The following is a 21,218-nucleotide window of genomic DNA, read 5'->3' on the forward strand; positions in this document are numbered from 1 at the left end:
GTTCGAGACAATGGGCCGCCACCGCGTCGCGTTCGCCGCCCTCGTCGTCCTCTGTTCGGTCGTGCTCGCTCACAGCTACGTGACTTCGCCAGCGAGTGCCGCGATTTCGGAGTACGACCAGCAGGCGACACTCGACCCCACCGCGCGCGAAGAAGTCGTCCCCGACCGGAACGGCACCACCGTCGTCTCAGGGCACGGCATCGACGGGGACTCTGCGGCACTCGTCGCCTTCGGACCCGACGGGAGTGTTCGCTACTACAACGACACCTACCACGGCTACTTCGACGTAGACCCGGTCGAAGGCACGGAATCGACCGTCGAGTACGTCGCCGAACGCCCCTACGACAACGAGAGTTGCAACGCCAAGTGTACGCTCTCGGTCGTCGAGCGCGTCAACCTGACCACCGGCGAACTCACGCGAGTCTACCGACGAATCATCCCGCAGGACCGCGGGGCGAACTGGCACGACGTGGACCGCGTCGGAGACCACCGACTACTCGTAGGCGACATCCACCGCGACGAGATGTACGTCGTAGACACCAAAACGGGTCTCACTCGATGGGAGTGGGAAGTCCAGCACGACTTCCCAATCTCCGGCGGCGGCGAGTACCCGACTGACTGGGCGCACTTGAACGACGTAGAGAAACTCCCTGACGGCCGGTACATGACGAGTCTGCGCAACCAGGACCAGGTCGTCTTCGTAGACCCCGAGACGGGGATGCAGGACGACTGGACGCTCGGCGCAGACGACGAGTACAGCGTCCTCTACGAGCAGCACAACCCCGACTACATCCCCAAGTCAGAGGGCGGTCCCGCCGTCCTCGTCGCCGACTCGCTGAACCACCGCGTCGTTGAGTACCAGCGAACGAACGGGTCGTGGGAGCAGTCGTGGGTCTGGTCGGACGAGCGCATGCAGTGGTCGCGCGACGCGGACCGACTCCCGAACGGCAACACGCTCGTCGCGGACACCAACGGCAATCGAGTGGTGGAGGTGAACGAGTCAGGAGACGTCGTTTGGAGCATCGACTTCTACTCGCCGTACGAAGTCGAACGACTCGGCACGGGCGACGAGAGTGCAGGCGGGCCGTCCGCTGAGAGAGCAAATCTAACCTCCCAGCGCGTCTCCGGCGACTCCGGTGACACCGAGACCACCGTCGTCGCTGGCGTCAAACCCCAGAAACTGCTGAACGGCCTCTCGTACATGTTGCCCGTCTGGATGGGCGTTACCGACGCATTCGTGGCGGCTATGCTGGCACTTACGGCTATCGTCTGGGTGATAGTCGAGCTTCGCGCCCTCGTCCCGCCAATTTCTCTCCGCTCGCCGTTCGAGTTCGAGCGGTGACGAACACTTTTAATCCATCCGGGCAAAGTGAAAGTGATGAGTTTAGACGACCATGCTGAGGACCTCGCCTCCGACCTCGGCGTAGACAAAGAGGAGGTCAAAGCAGACCTGCAGAATCTCGTGGAGTACAGCGTCCCAATCGAGGAGGCCAAACAGAGCCTGCGCCGGAAGTACGGCGACGGCGGTGGCGGCGGTTCGAGTGGCCCCTCGCGCGCGGACATCGGCGACATCACCCCCGACGACGGAAACGTCACCGTCACGGGCAAAGTGCTGACGGTCGGCAAACGCTCGATTCGCTATCAGGGCAACGACCAGACCATCTTCGAGGGAGAAATCGCCGACGAGAGCGGGAAAATCTCCTACACCGCGTGGGACGACTTCGGACTCTCGGCGGGCGACACCATCACCGCGGGCAACGCTGGCGTCCGCGAGTGGGAGGGCAACCCCGAACTCAACCTCGGCGAGAGTACGAACGTCGCCTTCGAGGAGGACGTAGAGGTACCGTACCCCGTCGGCGGCGATGCGACTCTCTCTGAACTACACCCCGGCGACCGCGGCGTCAACTTGGAAGTGCAGGTCGTGGAAGTCGAACAGAAGACCATCGACGGCCGCGACGGCGAGACAGAAATCAAGAGCGGCGTCCTCGCCGACGAGAGCGCACGGCTCCCCTTCACCGACTGGGAGGCCCGCGAGGAAGTCGTCGAAGGCGCGAACCTTCGCGTCGAAGACACCTACGTCCGGGAGTTCCGAGGCGTCCCCTCGGTCAACCTCTCTGAGTTTACGACGGTTTCGCCGGTCGGCCACGAGTTGGACGTGAGCGACACCGCGACCAAGATGAGCGTGGACGAAGCAGTCGGCACCGGCGGGGCCTACGACGTGGAACTCGTCGGCAACGTCGTCGCAGTCCGCGACGGCTCTGGCCTCATCGAACGCTGTCCGGAGTGCGGGAGAGTCATCCAGAACGGTCAGTGTCGAAGCCACGGCGCAGTCGAAGGCGAAGACGATCTGCGCGTCAAGGCGATTCTGGACGACGGCACCGGCACCGTGACGGCAGTCCTCGACGCCGACCTCACCGCCGAGGTGTACGGCGGTGGCGTCGAGAAAGCCAAAGAGCAGGCCCGCGACGCGATGGACAAGGAAGTCGTTGCCGAGTCGATTCGCGACGTCATCGTCGGCCGGGAGTTCCGCGTGCGCGGCAACCTCTCGGTGGACGACTACGGAGCGAACGTCGAAGTGACAGATTTTGACGAGACGGAAGACGACCCCGCCGCGCGTGCGACGGACCTTCTCTCGGAGGTGGCCCAATGAGTTCGAACGGCAACGACGAGCAAAACGGCGACGAGAGCAACAACGACGGTTCCAGTCAAGGGGGCGCAGGCCGCCGCGAAGTCGCGTGGCGAGTCTTCGCCGCCGAGTACGACGACGCGACGCTCTCGCACTCCGAAAGCGACGAAGAACGCGCGCCGAACTACGTTATCACGCCGACCGGCGCGCGAATCAACCGCCTGTTCGTCGTCGGCGTGCTGACGCAGGTCGAGCAGGTCAGCGACGACGTGCTTCGCGGTCGCATCGTAGACCCGACTGGCGCGTTCGTCGTCTACGCTGGACAGTACCAACCAGACGAGATGGCGTTCTTGGAGAGTGCGGAACCGCCTGCGTTCGTCGCGGTGACGGGGAAGGCTCGGACCTTCCAACCGGACGATTCGGACCGCGTGTTCACCTCGGTTCGGCCGGAGTCCATCAACCACGTAGACGCCGAGACGCGCGACCGCTGGGTGGTCCAGACAGCCGAACAGACGCTCCGGCGCGTCTCCACGATGGCCGACGCGCTCGAACTGGACCAGCGTGGTGACGCTCTCCGCGACTTGCTCGACAGGCAAGGCGTAGACGATGGCCTTGCGGCGGGCATCCCGCTGGCAATCGACCACTACGGGACGACGCCCGGCTATCTCGCCGCGGTTTGGGGGCTTTCTCTCGACGCCGCGCGAGTCGTCGCGGGCGAAATTGCCGCCGACGAAGTCGGACCGCTCGACCTCGCTCCCGACGAGGGTGGCGACGTGGCGGGCGTGGAGTTCGACTACTCGCTCGTGGAAATCGAAGCGGATGCCGAGAGCGATGCCGTCGGCGCGGACGAAGTTGTCGCCGACGCCGAGGCGGGTCTCGAACCCGAGGCCCAGACCGAGACCGAGGGCGAAGTCGCCGACACCAGCGTCGGCGACTTCGATGCAGAAGAAGCGGAAACCGAGACGACTGCCGACGCACAGTCGGCCGACGAAACGGCGATAGAACCGGAGCAGAGCGCGGAGATGACGCCAGAGTCGGAGACGCCGCCCGCAGAGTCTCGGACCGAGGCGACCGAAACGGACGCCGCGAGCGAAGCGAGCGCGGACCCCGAACCCACCGAGGCAGTCGAGTCGGACTCGACCGACTCGGAACCAGACCTTGGCGACGCGCCGACGAGTTCGTTCGACGAGACGAGTAGCGACGAGTCCGAGTCTGAACCGGCGACGCCAGACGACTCGCCCGAATCGGAGTCTGAGACGGCAACGGAAGCCGACCTCGGTGACGCTGGCGACGAGATGTACGAGTTCGACGAGGGCGAACGCGAACAAATCGAAGAAGAACACGGTCTGGAGTTCTCCTCTGGGTCCGACGTGAGCGACCCCGGCGAAGCCGACATCGAGACGCCGGAACCCGAACCGGAGACGCCGGAATCCGAAGCCGAGACGGACGAACCGACGACTGGCGGCCTCGACGACTTCGAACCGTCCGCCGAGTCGCCGGAACCAGAGTCGGAAGCGGAGTCAGAATCTCCAAGCGACGAAGAAGGCGAGGCAGAACCAGAACCTGAGTCCGAGTCCGACGAGAGTGCCGCTCCGGAACCGGACGACCTCGAAGACGCCGTCATGGACGCGATGCGCGACCTGAACGACGACGATGGCGTCGGCCGCGAGGAACTGCTCGCGGCCGTCGTCCAGCAGTACGACGGTGTCGGCCCCGCGGACGTGGAAGACGCGCTGCAGGCCGCACTGCTCGACGGGCGGTGCTACGAGTCCGGCGAGGAGACGATGAAGCCAATCTGATGGCGCTGGTCGAGCCGATCCCTGGTGCCCCCGCTGCGGTCGCCGACTTCGAATCCGAGCGCGCGCTCGTCGTCGCCGATTTTCACGCGGGCGTCGAGCAAGCAATGCGCACAGACGGCGTGAGTATCGACAGCCGTGCGAGCGAACGCCGCGAGCGACTGCTCGACTTGCTCGACCGCACGGACGTCCAGCGCGTCGTCTTCCTCGGCGACCTGATGCACGCCATCGGCGGACCGGGCGGCGCGGAGCGCGGCGAAATCGAGGTCCTCGTGGAGGAAATCGAAGTCCGGGGCGTTTCTGTCACGCTGGTCAAGGGGAACCACGACGGCGCAATCGAGGAGTGGGTCGAGTGCGACGTGACCGACGGCAAGGGAGCCAGATTCGGCGACGTCGGCTTCGCGCACGGTCACACGTGGCCTGCACGCGAGGTCTTAGAAGCCGAGACGGTCTGTGTCGGCCACGAACACCCGACCGTGCGACTCGAAGATTCGGTCGGCGGAACGCGCATCGAGCGCGTCTGGTTGCGAGGGGAACTCGATTCCGAACCGTTCGAAGAGCGATTCGGTTCCGCGGTCGATACACGTGCCGAACTCGTCGTCTTCCCGGCGTTCAACGACTTGACGGGCGGCACGTGGGTCAACGTCGAAGGACAGGAGTTTCTGGCTCCGTTTCTGCCCGACGCGCTCCCCGACGGCGAGGCGTACCTACTCGACGGGACGCGGTTGGGGCGCTACGACGAGATTTAAGTTAGATTTCGGGGTCGGTCGCCTCCTGTACCGCGGCGACCAGTTCGTCCGGTCGGTCAGAGCCGACGTACAGCGACTTCCCGTTGGCGCGCTCGAACTGCACGCCGCTCCGCCCGCTAACTGTGTAGGCGAGTCTGCGCGGCGTCCACCGGAACCCCCAGCCACCGTACCGGAGTGGACTGTACCCCGCCGATTCGAACGACGAAATGTCGGCGAAGGGAATCCGTTCGAACGACCGATGGAACGGTTCGAACTTCACGTAGAGTCCGTCGTCGCGCACCTCCGTCACCAGTCGGGCAGAGCCGAGGAGAACCGCGACCGAGAGGGAAACGAACAGTTCACGGGCGGCGTCACCTCTCGTCTTCGTCCCGCGCGCAAGGCCGACGAGGGCGAGAACTGGCCGAATCGCGAGCAATCCCCACAGCCACCACTGGCGGAACTGCTGGACTTCCCGGAAGCGGACTTCTGCGTTCATCTGGCGAGTAACTACGACGGCCGCGAACAAATTCTATTCGCCCGTCACGACAACGGCGCGTCAGTCACGAACGTGAGGTGACTCACGACAGCGGCGCGTCGCAGTATTCGCAGTCGCTGCGGTCGGTCGAATTGCGCGCGCCACATTCCGGGCAGTTCGTCTTGTCCGGGGTCGTCGTATCCGAGTTCGACGAACTGCCGCGCACTAGCCACGCGACGATGATCAAGCCACCGACGAGCCACCCCAGAGGCCCCAGCGAAAAGAGAATAATCGCGCCGAAGAAGGCGGCTATCCCGACGAGCAGGTAGAGGAGGGCTTTCGAAGTGGTGTCCATGCCGTCGATACTCTCACTCACCGAAAAAAATCTATCCTCCTCTCGCATCCGCTGGTCGCTCGACGTTCGCTGCGCAATTGGCCGAAGCCAACGCGCTTATGCCCCTCTCCCCGCTAGAAACCGGCGATGAGCGACGGAGCGGCCGCGGGTTCTGCGGCCTTCGCGGAGTTGGGCCAGCAGGTGCGGGCCGCGCTCTCCGAGCGGGGCTTCTCGACGCCGACGGAGCCACAGCGCCGCGCAATTGGGCCGCTGGCCGCCGGGGAACACGCGCTGGTCGTCGCACCTACCGGAACCGGCAAGACCGAGACGGCGATGCTACCGGTGCTGGATGCGATAGCGCGAAACCAAGCCGAGAACGGACCTCGGTTCGGGATCTCTGCCTTGTACGTCACGCCGCTCCGGGCGCTGAACCGCGACATGCGCCAGCGACTCGACTGGTGGGGCGATCAGCTCGACTTGGACGTAGACGTGCGCCACGGCGACACCACCGACTACCAGCGTTCGAAGCAGGCCAACGACCCGCCGGACGTGCTGGTGACGACCCCCGAGACGCTGCAGGCGATGTTGACTGGTTCGAAACTTCGGACCGCACTCGAAGACGTACACCACGTCGTCGTGGACGAGGTCCACGAACTCGCCAGCGCGAAGCGCGGCGCGCAGTTGACCATCGGTTTGGAGCGCCTGCACGAACTTGCGGGCGAGTTCCAGCGAATCGGTCTCTCTGCGACCGTCGGGGACCCCGAGGAAGTCGGACGCTTCCTGACCGGAGATAGGGGGTGTGAAATCGTCGAAGTAGACGTGGGGAGCAAAGTCGAATTTTCTGTTCGAGAGCCAGAAATCCGCGAGGAGGACGAGCAACTGGCGGGCCAACTCATGACCGACGCCACCGTCGCCAGTCACGTCCGGGCCATGCTGGACATCGTCGAGGACCACGACTCGACGCTGCTTTTCGTGAATACGCGACAAACCGCCGAGGCGTTGGGGTCGAGATTCAAGGAACTCGACGCCAACGTCGGCGTCCACCACGGTTCGCTATCGAAGGAGGCCCGAATCGACGTAGAGGACCGATTCAAAGCGGGAGAGTTGGACGGTCTGCTCTGTACCTCCTCGATGGAACTCGGCATCGACGTGGGCCGCATCGACCACGTGGTGCAGTATTCGAGTCCTCGCGAAGTCGCGCGCCTGCTCCAGCGCGTCGGCCGCGCGGGCCACCGCTCGGAGGCTGTCTCGCACGGCACAATCATCACGAAGCGACCGGACGACACGCTCGAAGCCCTCGCCATCGCCCGGCGCGCGAAAGACGGCGAAGTCGAACCCGCCGAGATTCACGACGGGAGTCTCGACACGGTAGCCAATCAGGTCGCCGGACTCGTCATGGACTTCGGCGAGTTGTCGGCGATGAAAGCCTACGACGTGGTGACGCGGGCCTATCCGTTCCGAGACCTCTCCGAAGAGAACTTCAAATCGGTCCTCTCGGAGTTGAAGAGCAATCGAATCGTCTGGGTAGACGAAGAGGACGACGAGTTGTCGAAGGCGGGCCAGACGTGGCAGTACTTCTACGCCAACCTGTCGATGATTCCCGACGAAGAGAAGTTCGCCGTCGAGGACATCGCCAGCGGGTCCCAGATAGGAACCTTGGACGAGCGGTTCGTCGTCAACTTCGCCCAACCCGGCGAGGTGTTCATCCAGCGCGGCGAGATGTGGCGCATCAGTGAAGTCGATCCGGAGGACAAGACGGTCAAAGTCTCGCCCATCGAGGACCCCGGCGGCGAGATTCCCTCGTGGGTCGGCGAGGAGATTCCGGTGCCGTTCGCCGTCGCCCAAGAAGTCGGCGAGATGCGCGCTGTCGCCGGACCGCAGTTCGAGCGCGGTGCGCCCCGTGACGGTGTCGCGCGGGAGTTCACGAACCGCTATCCCGCCGACGAGTACACCGCGAGCGAAGCCCTCGACCAACTCGACAAGCACGCCGAGGCGGAGGCCCCAGTGCCGACTGCCGACCGAATCGTGGTCGAGCACGCCGCCCGAACCATCGTCGTCAACGCCTGTTTCGGGCACAAGGTCAACGAGACGCTCGGGCGCGTGATTTCCTCGCTCGTCGGCCAGCAGACCGGTTCGTCGGTCGGACTGGAGGTTGACCCCTACCGAATCGAGTTGGACGTGCCAGCGAAAGTTTCTGGGCAAGACGTGGAGGGCGTTCTCAGGAATACGGACCCCGACCACGTCGCGGCCATCATCGAGTTGAGCCTCAAGCACTCCGATACCCTCAAATTCAAACTCTCGCAGGTCGCCGCGAAGTTCGGCGCGCTCCGTCGCTGGCAGGGCGACTCCACTGACCGCGCGTCGATGAATCGACTTATGGCCGCGCTCGAAGACACGCCGATGTACGACGAAGCGGTCAGAGAGGTGTTCCACGACAAACTCGCCGTCGAGCAGGCGAGCGAGATTCTCGAAGACATCCAGTCGGGCGACACCGATGTCGTCCGCACCGGCGGTCGAACACCCGTCGGAAGCGGCGGCCGTTCTTCGGGGAGAGAACTTCTCGCGCCCGAGAACGCCGACGCTAGCGTCATCCAGACGGTGAAAGATCGGATTCAGGACGACGACGTGTTGCTGTGCTGTCTCCACTGCAAAGAGTGGCAGTACAAGAAACCGGTTCGGAGGGTCCGCGACCAACCGACGTGTCCCGAGTGCGATTCGACGCACGTCGCCGCGCTGAATCCGTGGGCCGACGAGGTGGTGAAGGCAGTTCGTGCAGACGAGAAAGACGACGAACAGGAGAAGATGACCCAGCGCGCCTACAAGGCCGGAAACCTCGTGCAGAGCCACGGCAAGCAAGCCGTCGTCGCGCTCGCGGCGCGGGGCGTCGGCCCGCGAAACGCCGCCCGAATCATCGGAAAGTTGCGGGAGGACGAGGACGATTTTTATAGGGATATTCTCACGCAGGAACGCCAGTACGCTCGCACGCAATCGTTCTGGGACTGATTTCCCGCGCAGCGACGTGACCGAACCCGTGCGTTGTCGCTCTGTATCGAGCGATTCGACACCCGACCAGCGATGAATCAGCCAATACGACTGCGACCAGACGACGAACAGTCTGAACGACCGCGATGGTATTTCTCCGTGGCCGGTGACTCGCGGTCGATGACGAGAGACAGCAACTTCGACCGACGCGAACTGCTCAAGACGGGGACCGCCGCTGGCGCACTCGCGATAAGCGGTTGGACGGTCGTCGGGGCCGCGGGACAGGAGACGACCACCGAAGCGCAGGCTGAGGGCGGTGCATTCAGCTTCAGTTTGCAGGACGGCGACCTGTTCAGAGTCCGGTTCCGGCCGCGAGACCCTGCGGGGAACCCGGCGACCGAGACCGTTCCGGCGGCCTGTCTCGGCACCGAAGAAGACGAGGAGTACCAACTCGTAATCGTCCGCGCGTTCAGGGGCGACCGAAATCTGGGCTTCCGTGGCCTGCTGATTCCCGTCGAGCGGTTCGTTCCCGAACCGACGCAGACTGAAACCCAAACTACCCCGGAGACGACGCCCGAGTCGGAGCGTGCCCGCATCGCCCTCGGTCGGTGGTTCCAAGTCACCGCCTCGGAACCGTGCGACGGTCTCAACCGCGTCACGCTCGAACGAACCGAACCACCGGAGACGACTGCCGTCGGAACCGAGACGACGACAGCGGTGGCAGGTGAGGAAACGATGACCGAAGCGGGGACGATGGGGAACGAAACGACGACGGAGATGTGAAAACGACGACGGAAATGTGAGGCTGAACGTGTGCGCGTCTCGAACGTACCGTCACACGAGGTAGCAACACTGCAAGACGAGCGACGAAAGTGTCGCCAGCACTGACGGCGGGTCCTCCCGAATGCCGTCGATTCTGCCCAACGCGTTATACGTTTTCCCGTGGAAATAACTGCATGGTCAGTACGACGACCGTCCGTCGAGTCGTCTCCGTCGCTCGGGATAGAAACCTCACGTTCTTGGCGGCAAGTGTCGCGTACTACGCGTTCGTCTCGCTCGTTCCGCTGGCGGTACTCGCCCTCGTCGTCGGCAGTCTCGTCGGTGGCGACGCGTTCGCCGACTCGATCATCTCCCAGTTCGAGAGTCTGTTGTCGTCTTCGGGCCAGCAGGTGCTTCACCGAGCGTTGACGAACACGACCGGTCGAACAGGTGCGGGTCTCGTCGGAATCGTCATGCTCGTCTGGAGCGCGACGAGACTGTTCCGCGGCCTCGACGTAGCGTTCTCGGAGGCGTACGGAACGACGACGGACCCCTCGTTTGTCCAACAGTTGCTCGACGGCGCCCTCACTGTCACGCTCGTCGTCGTCTCCGTCGGGGTGACGCTCGGTGCGGGTTACTTCCTGGGGAGTCCTGCGCTGGACGGCGTCGTTCCGTATCCCGGCGCGGTCAGCACGCTCTTTTTCTTCGCTACGCTGTCGGTCGTGTTTCTCCCGCTGTACTACGTCCTCCCGCCGGTCGAGATGACGGTTCCGCGCGCGATTCCGGGCGCAGTCGTCGCGGCGGTCGGGTGGCTACTCCTCCAGATTCTGTTCCGGTGGTACGCCAGCAGCGCCGACAAGTATCAGGCCTACGGGTTCCTCGGCGCGATTCTGTTGCTGGTGACGTGGCTCTACTTCGCGGGCGTCGTCGTCCTCTTCGGCGCAGTGGTAAACGCGGTGCTGTCCGGGCGGAGTGGGTGACGCGGAAAAAGGGCGGCGGTGCCGTCGTCGCAGCAGTCCGGTTCAGATTGGCTTCCGATGTCTCAATGTCTCGGTTCGCGTCCGACGGCGTGACGGAGTCGATGCGGGGGTCGGGTTCGGCAACTGCGGGGAATCGCGGCAACTGCGGGGGTCGGGAACGGCGGGGACCGATGTGAAACCGACGAGCGGGGCGTTACTCGCCCCGAGACTGCTTCGTCACTTCGACCGATTCGTCGTTGGACTCGTGGACGACCACGACGGTGCCGGGGAAGTCGTTCTCGAACGTGACCTCGGCTTCGTAGGGGACCTCGCCGACGCACTGCGTACCGGCGCCCGAGCTGGAGTCGGACTCTGACTGTTCGGCTTTCACCCGAACGGTCAACGTGTCGGCGTCTTTGTCGTAGCTCGCGTCGGCGAGCGTGATGGGCGTGCGGGGGTTCGGCGTCCGGACTGCACCGCGCAGAAGGACGCGGTCCTGGCTTCCGAAGGTGACGGACGCACTGTGCTCTTTCCCACACTGACCCTCTCCGGCTTGGAAACCGGTGTCTGCGACTTTCGGTCCGGGGCACGCCATCGCAGTCGAGACGGTCTGGGTCTCGACTGCCCCGTCGGTCATGACGCCGACGTGGGTCGTGGCACTGTTGCAGTCGAACGATGCTCGGGGGACCGAGAACGTCGAGGAACCGGCCGAGGAGTCACCGGAGACGCCGAGCGAGACGCGGTAGTCTGCGGGGTCGTTCAGCACGACGTTCAGGTAGGCGTCGGCTTCGAACTCGATTCGCTCGTCGAACAGCGTCTCGCCCTTCTGGGCGACCGAGAGGCGAATCGTTCGCGCCGACTCGACGGCGTTCCAGACGAGGAGACCGCGAGGGCGGTTGTTCTCGGCGAACGCCGCGTCCTCGCGCTTGCCGAGTTCGACCGTCCGGAACGGGTTCTCGGCGTCGGATTCGACGCCGGAGAACGACGATTCGTCGCTCTTGGTCTTCTCCGACTCGGAACCGTCGGTCGTGGTCGTCGCTTCGGTCGCGGACTTCGTGCTGGTCTTCCCGGCCGCCGTCTGTTGGGCCGTGTTCTGGTCACCCGCTGGGGACGACCCGCCAGACGAACTACCGAGGCAACCGGCCAGTCCGGCGACCGTGGCCAATGCGCCTGTTCTGTGGAGGAGTTCGCGTCGGTTCACACTTCCACATTGCCACCCCTATTCAAAGGACCTTGCGTAAGCACAAATGGCGTTTTTACTTACCCGAGATGGCTGTGAACGAATTCTCTCACTCGAACATGTCGTCCCGGCTAAAAGTGGTTTCAGCCCCTCACGCGACTCGTCTGCCAGCGAATCGGCCTTTTTCGAGTCGTAGTTGGTAGTCCCCTCACATCTCGACTATCGGAACAGTTTCTGCGACTCGTCCGTCTTCGGAGAACTGATTGAAAATACAACATTACCGGCGCTTCCACCAACCGGAGCCGTTTTCTCATCTCCTTCCGACACGTCGCCTATGCCGGTCGAGAATCGGAGTCGGGCCTTGGCGGTCGTGTTCGGTATCGTCTTCTTGGACCTGCTGGGCTTCGGCATCCTCATCCCGGTCATCCCGCTGTACGCGCTGGAGTTCGGAGCGAGCGAGTTCGTCGGCAGTCTGCTCATCGCCTCCTACTCTGCGATGCAGTTCCTCTTCGCGCCGATTCTCGGCCGAATCTCCGACCGGAGAGGGAGACGACCCGTCCTCCTGCTCTCGCTGTCGGGAAGCGTCATCGCGTGGACGCTGTTCGGATTCGCCGGAAGCCTCGCCGTTCTCTTCCTCGCGCGAATGCTCGCAGGGGCGATGGGCGGCAACATCGCCACCGCACAAGCCTACATCGCCGACATCACGCCTCCGGAGGACCGCGCGAAGGGACTCGGACTGCTCGGCGCGGCGTTCGGCATCGGATTCATCTTCGGTCCCGCACTCGGTGGATTCGTCGCCAGCGCGCCCGTCGTCGCACTGGCTCGGGACGTGCTTCCCGCAATCGTTCCGGTCTCTGAGTTCACCTTGCCGAGTTTCGCCGCCGCGATTATCACCGCCGCGAACCTGCTCGTTGCGGTCGTCGTCCTCCCCGAGTCGCGGCCGCCCGAGGAACGAGACGAATCGGCGGACGCTGACGTAGAGAGCCAGTCGCGAATCGCCGTCCTCCTCGACGCACTCACGACGCGCGGCCTCGCCGCGCTCGTCGTCTCCTTCTTCCTCGTCTCGTTCGCGTTCTCCGCGCTCGAAAGCCAGTTCATCTTCCTCACGAACGACCAGTACGGCTACGGCACCACCGAGAACGCCTTCCTGCTCGCGTACTTCGGCGTGGTCCTCGCTATCGTGCAGGGCGGTCTCGTCGGCCCGCTGACCGACCGCTTCGGCGAACGCCGACTCGCAATCGGGGGAACAGGAATTCAAGTCGCCACGCTTGCGCTGGTACCGTTCGCACCTGAACTCGCAACGCTGATTCCGCGCGTCGGACCGCTCTCGGGTGCCCTGCCAACCGTACCCTCCGCCATCCTCGCGCTGTTCGTCGTCGTCACGCCACTCGCCGCCGGAAACGCCGTGACGAACGTCTCGCTGAACACGCTCGTCTCGCGCAGTTCGAGCGGCGACGACCAAGGCAGTGCGTTCGGCCTGACCCAGAGCGCGGGCAGTCTCGCCCGTACGTTCGGCCCGGCGCTCGCTGGCGCGCTCTACACCGGCATCGCCTACTGGGCACCGTTCGTCGTGGGGAGCATCCTACTGGTGCCGATTCTCGGACTGCTGACTCGGGTTCGTGGTCGCGGAACCGTCCGCACGACGGCCGATTGAGACACGACGGTCGAATCAGCGTTCGAAACCGTCGAATAGGCGACATATTCGGTCCACCGCGACCACAGCGACACCGATGACCAGCCAGAGAGTCGGAACTGCCACGAGCAGAACTACCCAGTGAGGCACCGGCACCGATGGCGTGGCTCCGTGTAACGGGCCCACCAGCAGTAGCAGTTCGATTGCCGACGATGCGTACAGTTTCACGATGGATTGTCCAGTTGGTGGCGTTTCGCTGACTGAGTCACGAGTCGGGTTCCGCTTCGGCATCTCGTTGTTGTACCCCTGCGCGGTAGACGTAGTACCCTGCGGCGACGAACAGGAGACTGACGACGAGCCAGTGAGGGTTGTATCGACCACCCAGCGACAGCGGTTGACCGCCCGCCCCCACGGGTTGGTGCAGGCCCAAGAGAGCGTGGTCGACTACGGCGTCGAACACGTCGAACACACCGAGACCGATTATCGCAGCACCGGCGAGTGGTTTCACGGCCAACGGCGCGTACGTTCGCCGTTTGGACTGCCAGAGGAGTCCCGCTCCCACGCTCATGATGGTCACCATTCCTATCGAGAATATACCGTCGGCGAGGATGTTCGTTCGGAGGCCGCTCAGGGTATCCATCGAGTAAATCCCCGAAACGAGATGGTGCCACTGGAGAACGTGGTGCAACACTAACACGTCGACAAGTCCGCTGAACCCGAATCCGAACACCCCCGCTGCGAGGAGGGCCCGTCGAGTTACCACGTGCTGGTCGTCACTGAATGCGGTGTTCGTCTCTTCGGTCATGGCCCCGGAAGTTCGCTGGCCTCACAGAAAGTTCTGCGTGTGAACGTTCTGTGTGTTCGTGCAGAATCCGTTCGATACGTCGACTGACGATTCACTGCGCCGAAAGAAAGCGGCTGATTGACGCGGAGTCGCTGTTTCTACCGCGGCGTCTCGGTGCCCCACTTGTCGAGGGCCGTCTGTAGCTCTGGGTGGTCGGCGGCGTACTCGTGGATGTCGATGCCCTCCGCAGTCGCGTCCACTGCCTGCCGGAATGCTTTCGCGCCCGCGTACGTTCCGTCGGGGTGGCCGTGGACGCCGCCACCGGCCTGCACGCCGATGTTGGTGCCGACGCGGTCCACGAGTTCCGGGACGAGACCGGGGTGAAGGCCCCCGGAGGCCATCGGCAGCACGTCGTTCATGCCGTAGAGGTCCGAGTACATCCACTCGTTGATGCCGACGGTGTCTTCGTTGGCGAGTTTACCCAGGTCGGCGGTGCCGGTGTGGAGCTGATCCACGCCGCAGAGCCGACAGATTTGGGCGATGACGCGCATGGAGACGCCGTGTTCCTCCACGCGGTCGAAGGCGGCGTGCATCGCGCGGTGGGCGTGGATGGCGAGTCCGAGGTCCTCACACAGTTCGCGGACCTGCTGGACGGCGGCCCATCCGGTCGTCACCACGTCCACCATGACGTACTCACAGCCCTCGTCGGCGACTAGTTCCGCACGCCGGAGCATCTCGTCGCCGTCGGCGGTGATGTTGATGAGGTAACTCTTCTTCTCGCCAGTCTCTTCTTCGGCTTTGTCGCGGGCCTCGATGCTGTCGTAGAGGCGCTTCTCGAAGGGGTTGAAATCCTGGTCGGTCAGATTTTCGTCGTCTTTCAGAAGGTCGAGACCGCCAGTCCACGCTTCGTAGCCGACCTGCACGTGTTGGTCCGTCGAGAGGCCGACCTTCGGCTTCGGGACGGTTGCAGTAATCGGTCGGTCGCCCGCGTCGAAGATTTCGTTCCGCACGGAGGAACCGAACTGCGGTCCCATGAAGGAAGTCGCAATCGCCTCGGGCCACTCGCAGTCGAGCAGTCGGATGTTGTCCACGGCCTTCATGCCCATGATGTTGCCCGCGATGCAGGAGAGAATCTGGGGCATGCTCCCCTTCTCGAACAGCGCGTCGGGGTACGCCACCGTGATGTGGTTGCCGTCGATGTCACAGGCCGTCGCGCTCAAGTCGGTGATAGAGCCGTCCACTTGGAGTTCGGCCCACGTGCCGTTCGAACTCTCAGAGGCGACGCGCGAGGCGGCCTCCTCCATGTTCATGTCGTGTGCTGGTTCGATGTAGAAGTCGCAGACGAGTTCCGAATCCGCCGGTTCGTAGCCCAGGTCGAGGAAGTCTTCGTATTTGATGCCAGTCATCGTTGTACCCCCGGAACTATCGCACCGCTAGACAATAATATTTGAGGCTGATTTTCGTGATGGTTCCTCGCCGCGACCCCTGCCAGTCCGTATATTTCGTTCGACCGAACGACCAGAAAACACTTGTCGTCTATCGGAATACTCTCTCGCATGGCCGTATCGGCACTCTACCGACGCCGTCCGATTCCTGTCCTACTCACGACGGCGTTCGCCGTGTCGCTAGCGGTAACTGCCGCCTTCTGGGCCGGTTTCGTTCCCGGCGTCCCGAAGACGCTCCCGACGTTCGCTAAACTACTGATGGCGACTATCGGACTCCTCGTCGGTACCGTGGCCGCGTGGGGCGTGTCGCTCCTCGTAGACTGAAGACTCGCTCGGCTACCCCAACGTCGGCCGCACTTTCTCGATTGCCGCCTCGAAGTGCTTCTCCTCGATTGCTATCTCGTCGGCTTTCCTATCTGCTTCCTCGACGCCCCACGCCTCTGCGGCCTCTCGAATCGCGCGCATCGAGGCGTCTCGGACGATGGCCTCCAAATCCGCGCCGGTGTAGTTCTCCAAGTCGGCCGCGAGTTCGTCCAGGTCTACGTCCTCCGAAATCGGCTTGTCGCCAGCGTGTACTTGGATGATTTTCTTGCGGCCCTCGGCGTCCGGCGCGGGCACCTCGACGTGTTCTTCGAGTCGTCCCGGTCGGAGCAAGGCCGGGTCCAACACCTCCAATCTGTTCGTCGCAGCGAGGACGACGAGGTTGGGGTTCTCCGCGAGGCCGTCCATCTCCGTCAGCAGTTGCGAGACGACCCGTTCGGTCACTTCGTGGCTGTTCTCGTCGCGTTTGCCCGCCAACGAGTCTATCTCGTCGAAGAAGATGATGGCCGGACTCGCCTGCCGCGCGCGCTCGAAGATTTCCCGCACGGACTTTTCGGACTCGCCGACGTAGCGGTCCAGCAGTTCCGGGCCGTCCACGTGGATGAAGTTCACGTCGCTCTGGCCCGCGAGTGCCCGTGCGAGCAGGGTCTTCCCCGTGCCTGGCGGCCCGTGCAGAAGGATGCCCGTCGGCGGTTCCGTGTTCGTCGCGTCGAAGAGGTTCCGGTACGCTAGCGGCCACTCGACCGCTTCGGTCAAGGTCTGCTTTGCGTCGTCGAGATTCCCGACGTCCTCGAAGTCGATTTCCGGAGCTTCGGCGACGAACTCCCGCATCGCGGAGGGGTCAACGGAAGTCATCGCCGTCTCGAAGTCGGTTCGAGTGACTTTCACGTCCATCAACTCCGCTTCGTCCGCGCCGTCGTCGCGCGCTCGCCGGAGGGCGGCCATCGCGGCCTCGGTGGCCAGCGTGTGGAGGTCTGCGCCGACGAAACCGTGGGTACTCCCCGCGAGTCTGTCTAAGTCAACGTCTTCCGCCAGCGGCATCCCCCGCGTGTGAACGTCCAGAATCTCCCTTCTTCCGCCCTCGTCGGGCGCGCCGATTTCGATTTCGCGGTCGAACCGGCCGCCTCGACGCAGGGCGGGGTCGATAGCATCGACGCGGTTCGTCGCACCGATGACGACTACTTCGCCGCGCGATTCGAGGCCGTCCATCAGCGAGAGCAGTTGCGCGACGATGCGGTTCTCCACGTCGCTCTCGTCGTCGCGCTTGCCTGCGATGGCGTCGATTTCGTCGAAGAAGATGATGGTCGGGGCGTTCTCGCGGGCGTTCTCGAAGATGTCGCGGATGCGCTCCTCGCTCTCGCCCTTGTACTTGCTCATGATTTGCGGGCCGGAGATGGTGACGAAGTTGGCGTCTACCTCGTTGGCGACTGCCTTCGCAATCATCGTCTTCCCCGTGCCTGGCGGCCCGTACAGCAGGACGCCCTTCGGCGGGTTGATGCCCAGTCGCTGGAACAGTCGGGGGTTCGACAGCGGGAGTTCTATCATCTCGCGCACGCGCCTGAGTTCCTCGTCGAGACCACCGATGTCCTCGTAGGTCGCACCAGTCGGCTTGTTAGGCGTGGAACTGTCTTTCTCGTCGGAGACCGTGATAGAGATTGCTTCGTCGCTCTGTCCGCGCGAACTTCTCGCGCTGCTGTTTCCGCCGCTATCGGGGAGCGTCACCGTCACGCGCGTGTCGCCGCTCACTCGAACCACGCCGTCGGGATTCGTCTCCGCGACGTGGAACGTACCGGAGTCGCCCAGTCGCTCGATGCGCACGCGCTCGCTCTGCTTGACCGGGCGGTCTCGAAGCGTGCGCTTGAGCGCGGTTTCGAGCGTGTCGCGGTCGTCGGGGTCGAATCTCGCAGTGGGAGTGAGCGTCACCGAGTTCGCGTCCTCGACTGCAATCTGGCGAATCGTCACGGTGTCGCCGATGCTGATGCCCGCGTTCGCGCGCGTCTCGCCATCGACTTGCACCACGCCGGTCTTCACGTCGCCGCTCGCGGGCCAGACCTTCACGACGGTGTCGCGCTCGCCTTCCACGACGACGGTGTCGCCGCTCAAGACGCTCAATGCCGAGCGGGCAGACTCGGGAATTCGAGCGATTCCGCGCCCGGCGTCTCGTTTCTCCGCGCCCTGCACGGTCAACTCGACCGCCGTGGAACCCTTCGCGTTCATGTCAGCGTCTCGTGGCTCTACGGTATTTAGCGTTCCCCCTCCACCTTTTTTCGCGCAGGGGTGCCGTCGCGCCGCAGGCGCTCAGCACCCCTGCGCAAAAAATCTGCACCGTCAGAGCGAAGCTCTGACGAGCCTTGCTTCGCTTCGCTCAGCAAGAGACCAAAAAAGAGATGCGGCGAAATCTGGCCGCTAAACGGCCAGATTTCGCGCGTCTGCTTCGTGCTGGTGCGACTACCGCTCAGCACCGCAACCGCTCAGCACAGCACCGCAACCACAATGTCCCGACAACCTCCATCTACCGTAGTTCGTCCATCCCAACCGTCGCGAGCGGAACCAGCATCTCCTCGGGAGTCAGCCCGCCGTGCATGCCGACGAGTTCCAACTCGTCCGGTTCCTCGTCGGCCCACCACACGCCCAGATTGCGATGCGTGACCACCACGTCGCCGAGTCGTCGCCGGAACGTCTCGCTCGCCTCGCTCCCACACAGTTCCATCTCCAGCACGTCGGCCTTGGTGAGTACCTTCGCGTCGAGTTCCTCGCGGAGCAGTCCAGCGATTCGCTCTGCGGACTCTTCGCCCTCCAGATGCAGATGCAAATTCCGTGGACTCCCCGAGAACTTCACCGGGGTGTCGTTCGCGTGACGTTTCAGAGCGGCCGTGACTGCCTCGAATTCACTGATATCTACGTTTCGCTCCGGGTCGGTGTTCACGTGGCCGTGGTCGGCCGTCACGACCAGCAGGGTCTCGTTCGCAGTCTCGTCGTCGATGCCAGAAACGGCTGCTTCGAGCATTTCGAACACGTCACCGACCGTCTGGCGATAGCCCTCGGAGTGGGTTCCGTACTCGTGTCCCGCGTGGTCTACCTGCGGCAGATAACAGTAGCAGTACGAGCGACTGTCGGCAGACGCATCCAGCGCCGCCTCGATTTTCTCCGGCACCTCCCCGAGCGAGTCGTAACTGTGCGCAGTCGCACCCGCCAGCGTCTCCGGGAACGGAATCACGTGGTGCGATTCGACGCCCGCATCGGCGAGTTCCGGATACAGCGGTTCCGCATCGAGCAACTCTTCCGGGGGGAGTTTCGGCGTTTCGCCGTCTTTCGTCTGGAACGGCAGCGCCTCGAACTCCTCGTCCGTGGTCGGTTCGTAGATGTTCCACCCGACGACGCCGTGTTCGGCGGGCAGTGCGCCGGTGTGGAAGGTCGGTATTGCCGCCGAAGTTTCGCTCGGGTAGATGGAAGTCAACGGCGTCACGCGACTGTCTGCAGTAAGTCTGTCGAGAAACGGGTGGTGGTCGCGCTCGCGCCGCCACTGCTCGTAGCCGAAACCATCGACCAGCACGACGAGGACGTTCTTGCTGTCAGTACTCTCCGCAGAAAGTACGTCCTCGGGGAGCGTCCGCCCGAAATCTGTGCCCAATACCGACGCTATCGTCTGGGGAACGCGCGCGAAGCAGTAGCCGCCGTAGTCGGGAAAGAGATACCCGTCTTCTTCGCACTCTTCTCGGAGGGACGCGGCGAGGTCGTCGCGGAGCATAGCGTTCGGTTCAGTCGGCCAGTAAAAAGCGATGGCGATGGTGCGGGTGGGTCTGTCAGACCCAGCGTCAAGGGTTACTGCCGTTCCACGGTCGCGCCGAGGTCGTACAGCACGTCGAAGAACTTCGGGAACGACACGTCTACGTGTTCGCCACCCGCAATCATCGTCGGACCGTCGCTGGCGAGTGCCGCGACGGCGAGCGCCATCACGATGCGGTGGTCGCCCCGGCCGTCCACCACGCCACCGGTCAACTGGCTGTCGTCGCCGTGGATAGTCAGCACGTCTGCTTCCTCCTCGGTCTTCGCCCCCATATTCGCCAGTTCTTCGGCCATCGCGCTCACCCGGTCGGTTTCCTTGTACCGAACGTGTTCGCAGTTGACGATGCGCGTCTCGCCGTCTGCGACCGCACCCAGTGCGGCGATGGTTGGGAGCAGGTCCGGTGTGTCGCCAACGTCTACTTCGACGCCGGAGAGGTCGGATTTCGTGACGGTGAGAATTCCGTCGTCGCGGTTCCAGTCTACGTCCGCGCCCATCCGTCCGAGGACGCCGACGATTTTGCTGTCGCCCTGCGCGCTCGGGTAGGCACCCTCGATGCGGACCTCTTCGCCGTCTTCAGCCGCGATGGCCCCCGAAGAGAGCAAATACGAGATAGAGGAGAAGTCACCGGGCACGTGGTACTCGCCGTCTTCCGGTTCGTAGAACTGTCCACCTTCGACGTGGTAACTATCTTTTCGCTTCCCAGCCTCGACGCCGAATTCGTCGAGCAGTTCGAGCGTGATATCGACGTACGGCGCGGATTTGAGTTCGGTTTCGAGTTCGACTTCGATGCCCTCGTCCGTAACCGCTCCGGCCATGAGAAGCGACGTGACGAACTGCGAAGACACGTCGCCGGGCATCGAGACGGTATCGCCCGAGATAGGTCCTTTGACGACCAGCGGGGCCTGTCCGTTGTTTCGCGTGCTCTCGGCGCGACCCCCGAGGTCGTCCACAGCGGAGAGGAGTGGGTCGTGCGGCCGCGAGCGCAAGGAGCTATCGCCGGTCAGCACAGTAATGCCGTCACCGAGTGCGGCCGTGCCGGTCACCAGACGCATGGTCGTCCCGCTGTTGCCGCAGTCGATGACGTCGCCCGGAATCTCGGGGCGACCGTCGAAGCCGTCCACGACGAGATGGTCCGACTCGATGGTCACGTCGCCGCCGAAGGCGTCCACTGCTCGCATCGTCGCTTTCGTGTCTGCGCTCACTAGCGGGTCGTACACTAGCGCGCCGCCCGCGTACCCGGCGGCCAGAATCGCCCGGTGGGTGTAACTCTTCGAGGAGGGTGCCCGCGCGACCCCCGAGAGCGTCGATGGCTCGATTTCTACGTCCATGTCCGACCCGACGACCGCATTCCGTATCAGGATACCGGAGGTGGCAGTGTTGTCGAGCCCAGAGAACTATCTTGTTACCGG

Annotated in this window: 17 protein-coding genes; 9 read left to right on the forward strand and 8 right to left on the reverse strand. The window is 63.8% G+C overall.

The features are described 5' to 3' along the window. Positions 1 to 10 precede the first annotated feature (10 nt). The 4 genes from F7R90_RS07155 to F7R90_RS07170 are packed head-to-tail and all read left to right on the forward strand — an operon-like array spanning position 11 to position 5,171. Positions 11 to 1,342 carry an arylsulfotransferase family protein gene (locus tag F7R90_RS07155; protein WP_158056567.1) on the forward strand — a complete coding sequence of 444 codons (1,332 nt, stop codon included), beginning with the start codon at positions 11 to 13 and terminating at the stop codon, positions 1,340 to 1,342. Between the two features lie 36 nt (positions 1,343 to 1,378). After that, positions 1,379 to 2,650 (forward strand): Single-stranded DNA binding protein, encoded by a 1,272-nt coding sequence (locus F7R90_RS07160; protein WP_158056568.1) that lies wholly within the window; start codon positions 1,379 to 1,381, stop codon positions 2,648 to 2,650. Next, complete coding sequence (locus tag F7R90_RS07165) at positions 2,647 to 4,425, forward strand: hypothetical protein (protein ID WP_158056569.1); 1,779 nt, start codon at positions 2,647 to 2,649, stop codon at positions 4,423 to 4,425. Before F7R90_RS07160 ends, F7R90_RS07165 begins: the two co-directional genes overlap by 4 nt. After that, positions 4,425 to 5,171, forward strand: coding sequence for a metallophosphoesterase (locus F7R90_RS07170; RefSeq protein WP_158056570.1), 747 nt, complete (start codon positions 4,425 to 4,427; stop codon positions 5,169 to 5,171). The genes F7R90_RS07165 and F7R90_RS07170 overlap by 1 nt, the downstream gene beginning before the upstream one ends. A gap of 1 nt (position 5,172) precedes the next feature. On the opposite strand, the gene F7R90_RS07175 is transcribed toward F7R90_RS07170, so the two are convergent. Together F7R90_RS07175 and F7R90_RS07180 are read right to left on the reverse strand one after the other, a co-directional pair. Beyond that, the gene (locus F7R90_RS07175) at positions 5,173 to 5,646 is read right to left on the reverse strand and encodes a hypothetical protein (protein WP_158056571.1); all 474 of its coding nucleotides are present in this window, start codon (positions 5,644 to 5,646) and stop codon (positions 5,173 to 5,175) included. An 82-nt stretch (positions 5,647 to 5,728) separates the two neighbouring features. Beyond that, complete coding sequence (locus F7R90_RS07180) at positions 5,729 to 6,001, reverse strand: zinc ribbon domain-containing protein (RefSeq protein ID WP_158056572.1); 273 nt, start codon at positions 5,999 to 6,001, stop codon at positions 5,729 to 5,731. A gap of 105 nt (positions 6,002 to 6,106) precedes the next feature. Here F7R90_RS07180 and F7R90_RS07185 point away from each other — a divergent pair, with 105 nt between their 5' ends. From F7R90_RS07185 to F7R90_RS07195, 3 genes are all read left to right on the forward strand, one after another. Beyond that, on the forward strand, positions 6,107 to 8,962 hold the full coding sequence (locus tag F7R90_RS07185; RefSeq protein WP_158056573.1) for a DEAD/DEAH box helicase: 2,856 nt from the start codon (positions 6,107 to 6,109) through the stop codon (positions 8,960 to 8,962). 159 nt (positions 8,963 to 9,121) lie between these two features. Beyond that, a complete protein-coding gene (locus F7R90_RS07190) occupies positions 9,122 to 9,724 on the forward strand; it encodes a hypothetical protein (RefSeq protein ID WP_158056574.1) in 603 nt (200 codons plus the stop codon). A 173-nt stretch (positions 9,725 to 9,897) separates the two neighbouring features. Next, entirely contained in the window at positions 9,898 to 10,680 is a 783-nt protein-coding gene (locus F7R90_RS07195) for a YihY/virulence factor BrkB family protein (RefSeq protein ID WP_158056575.1), read from the forward strand. A gap of 193 nt (positions 10,681 to 10,873) precedes the next feature. On the opposite strand, the gene F7R90_RS07200 is transcribed toward F7R90_RS07195, so the two are convergent. Continuing rightward, the gene (locus F7R90_RS07200) at positions 10,874 to 11,860 is read right to left on the reverse strand and encodes a hypothetical protein (RefSeq protein ID WP_158056576.1); all 987 of its coding nucleotides are present in this window, start codon (positions 11,858 to 11,860) and stop codon (positions 10,874 to 10,876) included. Positions 11,861 to 12,173: 313 nt separating this feature from the next. Between F7R90_RS07200 and F7R90_RS07205 the strand changes: the two genes are divergently transcribed. Continuing rightward, entirely contained in the window at positions 12,174 to 13,493 is a 1,320-nt protein-coding gene (locus F7R90_RS07205; RefSeq protein WP_158056577.1) for an MFS transporter, read from the forward strand. Between the two features lie 244 nt (positions 13,494 to 13,737). Here F7R90_RS07205 and F7R90_RS07215 read toward each other — a convergent pair whose 3' ends face one another. Then, a complete protein-coding gene (locus F7R90_RS07215; protein WP_192498425.1) occupies positions 13,738 to 14,277 on the reverse strand; it encodes a DUF2243 domain-containing protein in 540 nt (179 codons plus the stop codon). A 137-nt stretch (positions 14,278 to 14,414) separates the two neighbouring features. Beyond that, positions 14,415 to 15,662 carry a type III ribulose-bisphosphate carboxylase gene (gene rbcL / locus F7R90_RS07220; RefSeq protein ID WP_158056579.1) on the reverse strand — a complete coding sequence of 416 codons (1,248 nt, stop codon included), beginning with the start codon at positions 15,660 to 15,662 and terminating at the stop codon, positions 14,415 to 14,417. Between the two features lie 150 nt (positions 15,663 to 15,812). Between rbcL and F7R90_RS07225 the strand changes: the two genes are divergently transcribed. Then, positions 15,813 to 16,025, forward strand: a complete 213-nt coding sequence (locus tag F7R90_RS07225; protein WP_158056580.1) for a hypothetical protein — start codon at positions 15,813 to 15,815, stop codon at positions 16,023 to 16,025. A 12-nt stretch (positions 16,026 to 16,037) separates the two neighbouring features. Here the strand turns inward: F7R90_RS07225 and F7R90_RS07230 are convergent, their stop codons facing one another. From F7R90_RS07230 to aroA, 3 genes are all read right to left on the reverse strand, one after another. Then, on the reverse strand, positions 16,038 to 18,239 hold the full coding sequence (locus tag F7R90_RS07230) for a CDC48 family AAA ATPase (protein ID WP_158056581.1): 2,202 nt from the start codon (positions 18,237 to 18,239) through the stop codon (positions 16,038 to 16,040). A gap of 295 nt (positions 18,240 to 18,534) precedes the next feature. Next, positions 18,535 to 19,770, reverse strand: coding sequence for an alkaline phosphatase family protein (locus F7R90_RS07235; RefSeq protein ID WP_158056582.1), 1,236 nt, complete (start codon positions 19,768 to 19,770; stop codon positions 18,535 to 18,537). A gap of 74 nt (positions 19,771 to 19,844) precedes the next feature. After that, positions 19,845 to 21,137: a 3-phosphoshikimate 1-carboxyvinyltransferase gene (gene aroA, locus F7R90_RS07240; protein WP_158056583.1), complete on the reverse strand. Its 1,293-nt coding sequence runs from the start codon at positions 21,135 to 21,137 to the stop codon at positions 19,845 to 19,847. Between the last annotated feature and the right edge of the window lie 81 nt (positions 21,138 to 21,218).

This window comes from Halorussus halophilus (assembly GCF_008831545.1).
Classification (GTDB): domain Archaea; phylum Halobacteriota; class Halobacteria; order Halobacteriales; family Haladaptataceae; genus Halorussus; species Halorussus halophilus.